Origin of the sequence: Pseudomonas sp. C 49-2 (genome assembly GCF_003970195.1) — a bacterium.
Lineage (GTDB): Bacteria > Pseudomonadota > Gammaproteobacteria > Pseudomonadales > Pseudomonadaceae > Aquipseudomonas > Aquipseudomonas canadensis.
Genome location: NZ_RXYG01000011.1, coordinates 42249 through 55859 on the forward strand (window position 1 = coordinate 42249; position 13611 = coordinate 55859).

At 58.8% G+C, this 13611-nt stretch carries 11 protein-coding genes; 2 read left to right on the forward strand and 9 right to left on the reverse strand.

The window, feature by feature from the left end; all coding sequences use genetic code 11:
- Positions 1-37: 37 nt before the first annotated feature.
- From EJ576_RS21320 to sdhC, 5 genes are all read right to left on the reverse strand, one after another.
- Positions 38-2869, reverse strand: a complete 2832-nt coding sequence (locus tag EJ576_RS21320; RefSeq protein WP_122725261.1) for a 2-oxoglutarate dehydrogenase E1 component — start codon at positions 2867-2869, stop codon at positions 38-40.
- 262 nt (positions 2870-3131) lie between these two features.
- The gene (locus EJ576_RS21325) at positions 3132-3836 is read right to left on the reverse strand and encodes a succinate dehydrogenase iron-sulfur subunit (protein WP_003172807.1); all 705 of its coding nucleotides are present in this window, start codon (positions 3834-3836) and stop codon (positions 3132-3134) included.
- Positions 3837-3847: 11 nt separating this feature from the next.
- The gene (gene sdhA, locus EJ576_RS21330; RefSeq protein WP_122725258.1) at positions 3848-5620 is read right to left on the reverse strand and encodes a succinate dehydrogenase flavoprotein subunit; all 1773 of its coding nucleotides are present in this window, start codon (positions 5618-5620) and stop codon (positions 3848-3850) included.
- A 3-nt stretch (positions 5621-5623) separates the two neighbouring features.
- The gene (gene sdhD, locus EJ576_RS21335; RefSeq protein WP_003172805.1) at positions 5624-5992 is read right to left on the reverse strand and encodes a succinate dehydrogenase, hydrophobic membrane anchor protein; all 369 of its coding nucleotides are present in this window, start codon (positions 5990-5992) and stop codon (positions 5624-5626) included.
- Complete coding sequence (sdhC, locus tag EJ576_RS21340) at positions 5986-6360, reverse strand: succinate dehydrogenase, cytochrome b556 subunit (protein ID WP_003190005.1); 375 nt, start codon at positions 6358-6360, stop codon at positions 5986-5988. Before sdhC ends, sdhD begins: the two co-directional genes overlap by 7 nt.
- Before the next feature lie 364 nt (positions 6361-6724).
- Between sdhC and gltA the strand changes: the two genes are divergently transcribed.
- Positions 6725-8014: a citrate synthase gene (gene gltA / locus EJ576_RS21345; RefSeq protein WP_028615712.1), complete on the forward strand. Its 1290-nt coding sequence runs from the start codon at positions 6725-6727 to the stop codon at positions 8012-8014.
- Positions 8015-8170: 156 nt separating this feature from the next.
- On the opposite strand, the gene EJ576_RS21350 is transcribed toward gltA, so the two are convergent.
- From EJ576_RS21350 to EJ576_RS21360, 3 genes are all read right to left on the reverse strand, one after another.
- Complete coding sequence (locus tag EJ576_RS21350) at positions 8171-9829, reverse strand: cation acetate symporter (RefSeq protein ID WP_028615711.1); 1659 nt, start codon at positions 9827-9829, stop codon at positions 8171-8173.
- Complete coding sequence (locus tag EJ576_RS21355; protein WP_003190001.1) at positions 9826-10137, reverse strand: DUF485 domain-containing protein; 312 nt, start codon at positions 10135-10137, stop codon at positions 9826-9828. The genes EJ576_RS21350 and EJ576_RS21355 overlap by 4 nt, the downstream gene beginning before the upstream one ends.
- Positions 10138-10392: 255 nt before the next feature.
- On the reverse strand, positions 10393-11244 hold the full coding sequence (locus tag EJ576_RS21360) for a glycine betaine ABC transporter substrate-binding protein (protein WP_025857941.1): 852 nt from the start codon (positions 11242-11244) through the stop codon (positions 10393-10395).
- Positions 11245-11576: 332 nt separating this feature from the next.
- On the opposite strand from EJ576_RS21360, the gene EJ576_RS21365 reads away from it, so the two are divergent.
- Positions 11577-13130, forward strand: coding sequence for a glycosyl hydrolase family 17 protein (locus EJ576_RS21365; protein WP_126571018.1), 1554 nt, complete (start codon positions 11577-11579; stop codon positions 13128-13130).
- Between the two features lie 18 nt (positions 13131-13148).
- On the opposite strand, the gene EJ576_RS21370 is transcribed toward EJ576_RS21365, so the two are convergent.
- A complete protein-coding gene (locus EJ576_RS21370) occupies positions 13149-13517 on the reverse strand; it encodes a hypothetical protein (protein ID WP_126571019.1) in 369 nt (122 codons plus the stop codon).
- Between the last annotated feature and the right edge of the window lie 94 nt (positions 13518-13611).

A 13611-nucleotide genomic window follows, 5' to 3' on the forward strand; every position in this document is an offset into this window, starting at 1 on the left:
GTGTCCTTAAAATTCGGTTTCAGTCAGCGCGAAGGCGTTAAACAGTAAAAGCATCTTGCAGCAGTTTTTCCTGCTGCTCGGCGTGCATCGACGCATAACCACATGCAGGTGCAGCAGAAGCATCGCGACCGGCGTACTCCAGGTTCAGCGCCTTGTTGTGGTTACCCATGCTGCGACGCAGGTGATGCTGGCTGCTGTACCACGCGCCCTGGTTCATCGGTTCTTCCTGGCACCACACCACGTTGGTGAGGTTGGTGTAAGGCGCGATGGCCTCCATCAGGTCGTCTTCCGGGAACGGGTAAAGCTGCTCGATACGCACGATGGCGATGTCTTCGCGGCCTTCGGCACGACGTTTTTCCAGCAGGTCGTAGTAGACCTTGCCGCTGCACAGGACCAGGCGAGTCACCTTGGCTGCGTCCAGCGCGTCGATTTCTGGAATAACGGTCTGGAACGAACCATCAGCCAGATCTTCCAGGGTCGAGATGGCCAATTTATGACGCAACAGCGACTTCGGTGTCAGCACTACCAGCGGCTTGCGCAGCGGGCGGATCACCTGGCGACGCAGCAAGTGGTAGATCTGGGCCGGGGTAGTCGGCACGCACACCTGGATGTTGTGCTCGGCGCACAGCTGCAGGTAACGCTCCAGACGGGCCGAGGAGTGCTCAGGACCCTGACCTTCATAACCGTGTGGCAGCAGCATGGTCAGACCGCACAGGCGACCCCACTTGTGCTCGCCGCTGGTGATGAACTGGTCGATTACCACTTGGGCGCCGTTGGCGAAGTCGCCGAACTGGGCTTCCCAGATCACCAGCGCGTTTGGCGTGGTGGTCGAGTAACCGTATTCGAACGCCAGAACCGCTTCTTCGGACAGGAACGAATCGTACAGATCGAAACGTGGCTGGCCTTCGTACAGGTTCTGCAACGGGATGTAGGTGCCCGCGTCTTTCTGGTTGTGCAATACCGCGTGACGGTGCGAGAACGTACCACGGCCGATGTCCTGGCCGGTCATGCGGATTGGGTGACCTTCGAACGCCAGGGTCGCGTACGCCATGGTTTCGGCGTAACCCCAGTTGATCGGCAGGCCGCCGGCTTGCATCTTCTGACGGTCTTCGTAAATCTTCGCCACTTGGCGCTGAACCACGAAGCCTTCTGGAATTTCCAACAGCTTGGCGGACAATTCCTGCAGGGTTTTCAGATCGAACGAGGTGTCGTGACGCGCAGTCCAGGCGTGGCCCAGGTACGGACGCCAGTCCACGAACAGCTCTTTGTTCGGCTCTTTAACCAGGCTTTTCACTACGTGCAGACCATTGTCCAGCGCGTTGCGGTATTCATCGACCTTGGCCTGAACACGCGCATCGTCAACCACACCGGCCTTGGTCAGGCTTTCGGCGTACAGCTCACGGGTGGTGCGCTGCTTGGTGATTTGCTGGTACATCAACGGCTGGGTGCCGCTTGGTTCGTCAGCTTCGTTGTGACCGCGACGGCGGTAGCAGACCAGGTCGATCACGACGTCACGCTTGAACTGCATGCGGTAGTCAATGGCCAACTGGGTCACGAACAACACAGCTTCCGGATCATCACCATTCACATGGAGGATCGGCGCCTGGATCATCTTGGCAACGTCGGTCGCGTACTCGGTGGAGCGCGCGTCCAGCGGGTTGCTGATGGTGAAACCGACCTGGTTGTTGATGACGATGTGAACCGTACCGCCAGTCTTGAAGCCGCGTGTCTGCGACATCTGGAACGTTTCCAGGACCACGCCTTGACCGGCGAATGCCGCGTCACCGTGGATGGAAATTGGCAGAACTTTTTCACCGGTGGTGTCGTTACGACGATCCTGGCGAGCACGGACCGAACCCTCGACCACCGGAGAAACGATTTCCAGATGGGATGGGTTGAAGGCCATGGCCAGGTGAACTTCACCGCCGGTGGTCATCACGTTGGACGAGAAGCCCTGGTGGTATTTAACGTCACCGGAACCCAACTCGACCTTCTTCTTGCCTTCGAATTCGTCGAACAGCTCACGCGGGTTCTTGCCGAAGGTGTTGACCAACACGTTCAGGCGACCACGGTGGGCCATGCCGATCACGATTTCCTTGGTGCCGTAGGAACCGGAACGCTGGATCAGCTCGTCGAGCATCGGGATCAGGCTTTCGCCGCCTTCCAGGCCGAAACGCTTGGTGCCCGGGTATTTGGTACCCAGGTATTTTTCCAGGCCTTCGGCAGCGGTTACGCGCTCAAGCAGGTGGCTGCGTACGTCAGCGGACAATACCGGACGACCACGCACACCTTCCAGGCGATGCTGGAACCAGTGGCGTTGCTCGGAATCGGTGATGTGCGTGAACTCAGCGCCGATGGTGCGGCAATATGTCTGCTGCAACGCTTCGTGAATTTCGCGTAGGCTCGCTTCCTCTTTGCCGATGAACAGGTCGCCGGCACGGAAGGTCGTATCAAGATCGGCATTGGTCAAGCCGTAATGATTGATCGACAGGTCAGCAGGTGCAGGACGCTTCCAGAGCCCCAGCGGGTCAAGCTGGGCCGCCTGGTGGCCGCGCATCCGGTAGGCCTGGATCAGTCGCAATACTTCAACTTGCTTCTTCTCGTGCTCACTGCTCACGCTCCCGGCGGAAACCGGTTGGGCGCGGCGCTGGTTCTTTGCCAGCAGCACAAATTGATCGCGAATCGTTGCGTGCGATACATCGGTGGCAGCGTTGCCGTCTGAAGACAACGTCTGAAATTTGGTGCGCCATTCTTCTGGCACAGCGTTAGGGTCGTGCAGGTAGAGCTCATAAAGCTCTTCCACATAGGCAGCGTTACCACCTGAAAGATAGCCGCTGTTCCACATGCGCTGCATCACGCTTTCTTGCATGCTTGGTCACCCTCGATTTGGGGACACCACCGGCGAAAACACCGAGTTTGCTTGCAAAAGGCCAAGTGCAGCGACCAAAACAAGCCACTTAGGATCACGCTGATAGTTCGGGTACCAACCCGAATGCCCCTGCTTGTCTCATTTCTTCAAAATAAGAGCCGCGGCTTTGTAAGTCGCTGCTCAAGTTAAAACTACGGCGCCGGTTGAAGCCTGCGCCGTAGCATTTACGGGCACAACGGTCCTGCTTTTACTACAACGTCAGTTACACGCCGCTCTGCAGCAGCATGTTACGGATGTGACCAATGGCCTTAGTCGGGTTCAGGCCTTTGGGACATACGTTGACGCAGTTCATGATCCCGCGGCAGCGGAATACGCTGAACGGGTCATCCAGCGAAGCCAAACGCTCGGACGTCTTGGTATCACGGCTGTCTGCCAGGAAGCGGTACGCTTGCAGCAGGGCAGCAGGGCCCAGGAACTTGTCCGGGTTCCACCAGAAGGACGGGCACGAAGTCGAGCAGCAAGCGCACAGGATGCACTCGTACAGACCGTCGAGCTTCTCGCGCTCTTCCGGGGACTGCAGACGCTCGATGGCCGGAGCCGGCGTGTCGTTCTGCAGGAACGGCTTAACTTTCTCGTATTGCTTGTAGAAGATGCTCATATCGACGACCAGGTCACGGATAACCGGCAAACCTGGCAGTGGACGAACGATCAGCTTGTTGCCTTTGACCACGGCGGACAGCGGCGTGATGCACGCCAGGCCGTTTTTGCCGTTGATGTTCATGCCGTCGGAACCGCACACACCTTCACGGCAAGAGCGACGATAGGAGAAACCTTCGTCCTGCTCTTTGATCAGTGCCAATACATCCAGCACCATCAGGTCTTTACCACCGGTATCGACCTGGAATTCCTGCATGAACGGCGCAGCGTCCTGATCAGGGTTGTAGCGATAAACACTGACTTTCAACATGGCAGCCACCCTTAGTAAGTCCGAATCTTCGGTTCAAACGTCGGAACCGTCTTCGGCGAGAAGTTCACGGCACGCTTGGTCACGCGCTTGTCACCCGGGAAGTACAGGGTGTGGCACAACCAGTTTTCGTCGTCGCGATCTTCAAAGTCTTCACGGGCGTGGGCACCACGAGATTCCTTACGAACCTCGGCGGCGATTGCAGTCGCTTCGGCCACTTCCAGCAGGTTTTGCAGTTCAAGGGCTTCGATACGAGCGGTGTTGAACGCCTGGCTCTTATCGTTGATCTTGACGTTGGCGATGCGCTTGCGCAGGTCAGCCAGCTGGGCGATACCCTTCTGCATGTATTCGCCGGTACGGAATACACCGAAGTAGTTCTGCATGCAGCTTTGCAGCTCGCGACGCAGAGTTGCCACGTCTTCGCCATCAGTGCGCTCGTTCAGAGCGTTCAGGCGCGCCAGGGCGGCCTCGATGTTGGCGTCGGTAGCGTCGTCGTATTCGATACCGTCGGTCAGCGCCTTTTCCAGGTGCAGGCCAGCAGCACGGCCGAAGACCACCAGGTCGAGCAGCGAGTTGCCGCCCAGGCGGTTGGCGCCGTGAACCGATACGCACGCCACTTCGCCTACAGCGAACAGACCGTGGATGATCTCGTCCTCGCCTGCGGCGTTCTGGGTGATCGCCTGGCCATGAATGTTGGTCGGCACGCCGCCCATCATGTAGTGGCAAGTCGGAACAACCGGCACCGGAGCAACCACCGGGTCAACGTGAGCAAAGGTCTTGGACAGCTCACAGATACCTGGCAGACGGCTGTGCAGTACTTCTTCGCCCAAGTGATCGAGCTTCAGCAGTACGTGATCGCCATTCGGGCCACAGCCGTTACCGGCGATGATCTCTTTAACCATCGAACGAGCCACAACGTCACGACCCGCCAGGTCTTTCGCGTTCGGAGCATAACGCTCCATGAAACGCTCGCCGTGCTTGTTGATCAGGTAACCACCTTCACCACGGCAACCTTCTGTAACCAGTACACCAGCGCCGGCGATACCGGTCGGGTGGAACTGCCACATTTCGATGTCTTGCACCGGTACGCCAGCACGCAGTGCCATGCCGACGCCGTCACCGGTGTTGATCAGGGCATTGGTGGTCGACGCATAGATACGGCCTGCACCGCCGGTCGCCAGCACGGTAGCCTTGGCGCGGATGTAGGTGGTTTCACCGGTTTCGATGCAGATGGCGATTACACCGACGAACTCGCCTTGTGCGTTCTTCACCAGGTCGACAGCGTAGTACTCGTTCAGGAACGTGGTACCGGCTTTCAGGTTGCCCTGATAAAGGGTGTGCAACAGCGCGTGACCGGTACGGTCGGAAGCGGCGCAGGTACGGGCAGCCTGCCCGCCTTTACCGTAATCCTTCGACTGGCCGCCGAATGGACGCTGGTAGATACGGCCTTGCTCGGTACGGGAGAACGGCAGACCCATGTGGTCCAGCTCGAACACCGCAGCAGGGCCTTCCTGACACATGTATTCGATCGCGTCCTGGTCACCGATGTAGTCGGAACCCTTGACGGTATCGTACATGTGCCAGCGCCAGTCATCGTTCGGGTCGGCGGAGGCGATGGCGCAGGTGATGCCACCCTGGGCCGATACGGTGTGGGAACGGGTCGGGAACACCTTGGTGATCACGGCAGTCTTGTGACCGCCCTGGGCCAGCTGCAGCGCAGCGCGCATGCCAGCACCGCCGCCACCAATAATGATGGCGTCGAATGAAATAGTTGGAATGTTAGCCATGAATCAGATACCCCAAAGAATCTGCACACCCCAGACGAAGTAAGCGAACATCGCGACGCCGCATACTGCCTGGAAGAGGAAACGTACTGCAGTCGCGGACTTGCCCAGCGCCATCGGCGTCAGGTAGTCGGTCGCGATGGTCCACATGCCTACCCAGGCGTGTGCGCCCAGGGCAACAAGGGCCAGCAGACTGAAGATTCGCATCGCATTATGGGAAAACAGGCCGTGCCATTGCTCATAGCCGATGCCCGGGTTTGCGACGAGGTATCCGATCAGGAAAATGAAATAAGCCGCGAGAACGACCGCAGACACACGCTGTGCCATCCAGTCATAGAGGCCCGAACGCGAAAGGTTCGTAACGCTGGTTACCATATCCAAACTCCTGCCAGAACGATCAGCACCACGGAAATGGCGATGATGATTTTCGAGCCCAGGCGGCCGCCTTCCAGCGTCTCACCGATGCCCATGTCCATGATCAAGTGGCGCACACCGGCTACCAGGTGATACAGAAGAGAAGACAGGAGGCCCCATGCTACGAACTTGGCCAGCGGGCTGGTCAAGCATGCCTTCACCTCGGCGTATCCTTCCTCGGAACCCAGGGATTTGCTCAATGCATAAAGCATGATGCCCAAGCCCAGGAACAGGATGATGCCGGAAACACGGTGCAGGAACGACGTAACGCCGGTGATGGGGAGTTTGATGGTCCTTAGGTCTAGGTTTACAGGTCGTTGGCTATTCACGGCTTTTTTTCACACTGAAGAGCCCCTAACAATCAGGGCAAAGTTGTTGGGGAGTGCACTGGTCAGGTAAGCACCACCCAGGGAGTGCGACCCCCAATGAAAGCAAGCCCAAAAGCCCTTGGCGGTCGGTGGCCGAGTATAGACAGTTAGGTTACTAATGACAACGCGCACTCCTCACCCTAATAGCGGATTGCGCTGGGGGAATAAAAGGCGTAAATGGCAGGCAATTTCGAGGAAAAAGTACGGTTAAAGCCTTCTGCTGCAAGACTTTAGGCAAATTGACATCTGGATTTATATCAATATAGTGGTGCGGGCCCTGCGTGGGGGGTCTGTCTGATGATTTGAAGCATAAATAGGAGGCCACATGGCTGACAAAAAAGCGCAGTTGATCATCGAGGGCGCAGCCCCCGTCGAGCTGCCCATTTTAACCGGCACCGTTGGTCCCGATGTTATCGACGTACGGGGCCTGACGGCCACGGGCCGTTTCACATTCGACCCAGGCTTCATGTCGACCGCCTCTTGCGAGTCGAAGATCACCTACATCGACGGTGATAATGGCATTTTGCTGCATCGCGGCTACCCGATCGAGCAACTGGCTGAGAAATCGGACTACCTCGAAACCTGCTACCTGCTGCTAAATGGCGAGCTGCCAACAGCCGAGCAGAAAGCCCAGTTCGTCAGCACCGTGAAGAACCACACCATGGTTCACGAGCAGTTGAAGACCTTCTTCAACGGCTTCCGTCGCGACGCCCACCCGATGGCCGTCATGTGCGGCGTGGTCGGCGCCCTGTCGGCCTTCTATCACGACTCCCTCGACATCAATAACCCGCAGCATCGCGAAATCTCCGCGATCCGCCTGGTTGCCAAGATGCCGACCCTGGCCGCAATGGTTTACAAGTACTCCATGGGCCAACCCATGATGTACCCGCGCAACGACCTGACGTACGCGGAAAACTTCCTGCACATGATGTTCAACACGCCGTGCGAGATCAAACCGATCAGCCCGACGCTTGCCAAGGCCATGGACCGGATCTTCATCCTCCACGCCGACCACGAGCAGAACGCTTCCACCTCTACCGTGCGCCTGGCAGGTTCTTCGGGTGCCAACCCGTTCGCCTGTATCGCCGCCGGTATCGCCGCACTCTGGGGCCCTGCCCACGGCGGTGCGAACGAAGCCGTACTGACCATGCTCGATGAAATCGGCGATGTCTCGAACATCGACAAGTTCATCGCCAAGGCCAAGGACAAGAACGATCCGTTCAAGTTGATGGGCTTCGGTCACCGGGTCTACAAGAACCGCGACCCACGCGCTACCGTCATGAAGCAGACCTGCGACGAAGTGTTGAAGGAACTGGGCATCAAGAACGATCCGCAACTCGAACTGGCCATGCGCCTGGAAGAGATCGCTTTGACCGACCCGTACTTCATCGAACGCTCGCTGTACCCGAACGTCGACTTCTACTCGGGGATCATCCTCAAGGCGATCGGCATTCCAACCAGCATGTTCACCGTGATCTTCGCCCTGGCGCGGACCGTGGGCTGGATCTCCCACTGGAAAGAAATGCTCTCCAGCCCGTACAAGATTGGCCGCCCGCGCCAGTTGTACACCGGCTACGAGTCGCGCGACATCACCCAGCTGGAAGATCGCAAGTAAGCATCGCTTAGTTGCACTGAAAACGGCCTCCCTTAGTGGAGGCCGTTTTTATTTGTGCAGGATTTGAGAAACAGTTTTGTCAGATCAATCCCTAATTTATAGACAAAAAAATACCCCGGCCTTTCGACCGGGGTATTTTCCTGTCCAGCTACAACCTTAGTGAGAAACCGCCCCACTCGACCCCAGGCCAGTTTGCGAACGCACAAACTGCGGGAAGTACAGCGCACGCTCTTTCTCTGCCGCCGCCGACTTGTCGGTGATGGAGAAGAACCAGATGCCGACGAACGCGATGATCATCGAGAACAGCGCCGGGTACTCATAAGGGAAGATGGCTTTTTCATGGTGCAGGATCGAGACCCAGATGGTCGGGCCCAGCACCATCAGGCCAACGGCACTGATCAAGCCCAGCCAGCCGCCAATCATCGCGCCACGGGTGGTGAGGTTTTTCCAGTACATGGAAAGCAGCAGCACCGGGAAGTTACAGCTGGCGGCAATGGAGAACGCCAGGCCAACCATGAACGCGATGTTCTGGCTTTCGAACAGGATACCCAGGCCAATCGCAAGGACGCCCAAGGCAACGGTGGTGATTTTCGAAACGCGAATCTCATCCTTGTCGTTGGCCTTGCCTTTCTTGATCACGCTGGCGTACAGGTCATGGGACACCGCCGACGCACCGGCCAGGGTCAAGCCGGCAACCACCGCAAGGATGGTGGCGAAGGCCACGGCCGAGATGAAGCCCAGGAAGATACTGCCACCCACCGCGTTGGCCAGGTGCACCGCCGCCATGTTGTTGCCGCCCAGCAAGGCGCCTGCCGCATCCTTGAACGCCGGGTTGGTGCTGACCAGCAGGATCGCGCCAAAGCCGATGATGAAGGTCAGGATGTAGAAGTAACCGATGAAACCGGTGGCATAGAACACGCTCTTACGCGCTTCTTTAGCGTCGCTGACGGTAAAGAAGCGCATCAGGATGTGTGGCAGGCCAGCCGTACCGAACATCAGCGCAAGCCCGAGGGAGAACGCGGAAATCGGGTCTTTCACCAAGCCGCCGGGGCTCATGATCGCCTCACCTTTAGGGTGAACCTTGATCGCCTCGGAGAACAGGGCATTGAAGTCGAAGTTGACGTGCTTCATCACCATCAGTGCCATGAACGAGGCACCGGACAGCAGCAACACTGCCTTGATGATCTGTACCCAGGTGGTCGCCAGCATGCCGCCGAACAGTACATACATCACCATCAAGATACCGACCAGGATCACCGCAACGTGGTAGTCCAGGCCGAACAGCAGCTGAATCAGCTTGCCCGCACCGACCATCTGCGCGATCAGGTAGAACGCCACCACCACCAGCGAGCCGCAGGCCGACAGGCTGCGAATCTGAGTCTGGCCCAGGCGATAGGACGCCACGTCGGCAAAGGTGTACTTGCCCAGGTTACGCAGGCGCTCGGCGATCAGGAACAGAATGATCGGCCAGCCCACCAGGAAGCCGATCGAGTAGATCAGGCCGTCATAACCAGAGGTGTAGACCAGCGCGGAAATCCCCAGGAAGGACGCCGCCGACATGTAGTCACCGGCAATCGCCAGGCCGTTCTGGAAACCGGTGATCTTGCCGCCGGCTGCATAGTAGTCGGCCGCCGATTTGTTGCGCTTGGAGGCCCAGTAGGTGATGCACAGGGTCGCGCCGACAAACGCGACGAACATCACGATGGCCGAAACGTTCAGGGGTTGCTTGTGCACTTCACCGGTCAATGCATCCGCCGCCCAAACGGCCGGGGCAAAGAGCGAAGCGCCGAATATTGCCAGTAGACGCCGGATCATTGCGCAGCCTCCTTGAGAATCGCATTGTTCAGGTCGTCAAACTCGCCATTGGCCCGGCGCACGTAGATGCCGGTCAGGATGAAGGCGGACACAATCAGCCCGACGCCCAGGGGAATGCCCCAGGTAATCGACGAGCCGGGGCTGATCTTGGCCCCCAGTACTTGTGGCCCGTAGGCGATCAACAGGATGAAAGCGGAGTAAAGCCCTAGCATGATCGCCGAGAGAATCCAGGCGAACCTTTCCCTTTTTCTCACCAGCTCCTTGAAACGCGGGCTGTTTTGAATCGAGAGGTAAATGCTGTCGTTCATTGTTTTTATCCTCGCAGCACAGCTTTTTTATTATTGGAACGTATCCACTGTAAGCGGCTGCCGTAGAGGTTCCAGACGACCTTAGTATTAGATCGAGTGTAGCGAGGGATTCTGAGGCCGCTGGAGGATTTGCGGGATGCAAAACAATTGTGGGAGGGGGCTTGCCCCCGATAGCAGTGTGTCAGCCAGCACATCTATAGCTGACAGACCGCCATCGGGGGCAAGCCCCCTCCCACAAGGGATGTAGCTGTAGTGTTATTTACCGGTCCACTCGGCGACACGCTCAGGGTGCTTGGCGACCCAATCCTTGGCGGCGGCATCGGGCTTGGCGCCCTCTTGGATAGCGAGCATGACTTCGCCGATTTCATCCTTGGAGGCCCATTGGAATTTCTTCAGGAAGGCCGCGACTTCCGGCGCTTTCTTCTCCAGGCCCTTGCTGCCGATGCTGTTGACGGTTTCAGCAGCACCATAAATCCCTTTTGGATCGTCCAGGAAACGCAGTTTCCACTTGGCGAACATCCAGTGTGGCACCCAACCGGTGACCGCAATGGATTCCTGTTTGTCTTCGGCACGGGTCAGCTCGGCGATCATCGCCGCGCCCGAGCTGGCTTGCAGCTTGTAATCGAGGCCGTACTGCTTGATAGCTTCGTCGGTCTTGAGCATCACGCCAGAACCTGCGTCGATGCCGACGATCTTGTTCTTGAAGGTGGTGTCGGTCTTGAGATCTTCGATGGACTTGGCCTTGACGTACTCCGGTACGATCAGGCCGATCTTCGCGTCCTTGAAGTTGGGGCCGTAGTCGACCACCTTGTCCTTGTTCTTGGCCCAGTACTCACCGTGGGTGACCGGCAGCCAGGCCGAGAGCATGGCGTCGAGCTTGCCGGTGGCAACGCCCTGCCACATGATCCCGGTGGCGACGGCTTGCAGTTTCACGTCATAACCGAGCTTGGCCTTGATCACTTCTGCCGCCACGTGGGTGGTAGCCACGCTGTCGGACCAGCCGTCCACATAGCCGATGCTCAGGGTCTTGCTGTCGGCGCTGGCCAGTGTGGAGCTCATCGCAACTACCAGAGTGGCAGCTGCGCCCAAGAGTCGTCGCATCTTCATAGTACTTCCCCGAAAGTGCTGCGCCCGGCGGATGCCGAGCGACGTCAACCTGTTGTTATGTGGTGCACCGCGCCCCCTTCACGCGCATCGATCACGGTAGTGCGCCGTCAGCGGAGTACTGACACTTCGATCATCAACCTGCTCGGGTGTTGGACCTGCTCTGTCAGCGACATCCTACAAGCAAGGAACGACATCACATCGCCAGTAGGATGCTTTGTAGGACTTGACGCCAAAATCCCGCCCGAACTTTGCATGTCAAAATTATGCAGCCACACTGGGTCGGGCCAAATCCGGGTAAGATGCGCGCCTTTGCTCTTCCAGATAAGCCGACCATGCCCGCGACTGCCCGCTTCCCTGCCCTGCCCTATTGCTTCGCCTTGATCCTCGGCCTGCTGGCCCTGTTCGCTTACTGGTATGGCCTCGGCCGGCCCGTGGTGCTGCCCGACGTCGCCAGCGCCACGCACAAGATGCAGTGCGCGTCCTACACCCCATTCGATAAAGACCAATCGCCGTTCGACCAGCCATTCACGCTGCGTCCGGAGCGCATGGACGCTGATCTCGCCCTGCTGGCCACGCGCTTCGAGTGCATTCGCACTTACTCTATGACCGGCCTGGAAGCCTTGCCGGACATGGCGCGCAAGCACGGGCTGAAGGTGATGGCCGGGGCCTGGGTGAGCAGTGATCCGGTCGCGACCGAAAAGGAAATCAACGAACTGATCGCGTCGGCGAATGCTCATCCGGAGGTGGTGACCTCGGTGATCGTCGGCAACGAAGCGCTGCTGCGCAAGGAAGTCACCGCCACGCAGTTGGTGAAGCTGATCCAGACGGTCAAAAGCCAGATCAAACAGCCAGTAACCTACGCGGACGTGTGGGAGTTTTGGCTGCAACACCCCGAAATCGCCCCGGCGGTGGATTTCCTTACCATCCACTTGTTGCCGTACTGGGAAGATGATCCGTCGGGCATCGACCAGGCTCTCAAACACGTGGGCGATGTGCGCCAGACCTTCGGCGACAAGTTCGCCCCCAAGGACATCCTGATCGGTGAAACCGGCTGGCCAAGCGAAGGCCGCCAGCGCGAAACCGCCGTGCCGAGCCGGGTCAACGAGGCCAAGTTCATGCGCGGCTTCGTGGCCATGGCCGAGGCCAATGGCTGGCGTTACAACCTGATCGAAGCCTTTGACCAGCCGTGGAAGCGGGCCAGTGAAGGCGCCGTAGGTGGTTACTGGGGCCTGTTCGATGCTGATCGCCAGGACAAGGGCATCCTCGCCGGGCCGGTAACCAACGTGCCGTACTGGCCGCTATGGCTGGGCGTAGGAGGCATCATCCTATTGGGCACCTTGGTGTTGGGCGGACGTGTACGCACTACCCGCGCGGCGATTGCCCTGCCACTGCTGGGTGCGGTGGCGGCCTGTTCCATTGGCACCTGGGCCGAGCTGACCCGCGTGACGGCGCGCTTCAATGATGAATGGGTGTGGGCTGGGTTGCTGCTGGTGTTGAACCTGCTGGTGCTGGCCCATGCGGCCTTGGCCTTGAGTGCACAGGAAGGTTGGCGTGAGCGGGCGTTCAACTGGCTGGAGCAACGCGCAGGCTGGCTGGTGGCGATTGCCGGGTTTGCCGGAGCGGTAATGATGCTGGCATTGGTGTTCGACCCGCGCTACCGCAGCTTCCCGAGCGCGGCGCTGGTGTTGCCGGCCCTGGTGTACGTGATACGTCCGGTGACGGGACCGCGTCGGGAGATCGCGCTGCTGGCCTTTATCATCGGTGCGGGCATTGCGCCGCAGTTGTACCGTGAAGGGTTGTTGAACCAGCAGGCTTGGGGCTGGGCGGTAGTGAGCCTGCTCATGACGGCAGCCTTGTGGCGCTGCTTGCGGGTACGCAAGATTTAACATCGCTATCGGGCCCCATCAAGCAACGCGGGGCTTCCTGACCAAGCGCAACCCCGCAATCACCACGGCAAACACCGCAAACGTGGTGTTGTACAACGCCAGTGCCGGCAGCCCGAACACCATCCCCAGCACCGCCAAGCCCCACCCCGCACGACCCGGCACGAAAAACGCCAGCACCGACGTGATCAACGCCGTCCAGCCCAACACCTTGAAGTGGATCATCAACCCTAGGTTCGAACGCAGCTGGCATTCCCAGCGGCTCGCCTCGTCCGCGCAGAGGCCCACCCACTGGCCATCTTCCATAAAGCCATAGCGCGCACCGTAACTGGCGGCCAGCCACAGCGGCAGTGCAATAAGCAGCAAAATCAGCGGCAAACGACGGGACATGGGGTACTCCGATAGGCAAAAACGGCGCTCAGCTTAATGCCCCGGCAGCCGTTAGCAAGGCGCATACACACAATTAGTGTTCACCAAAGCGTGG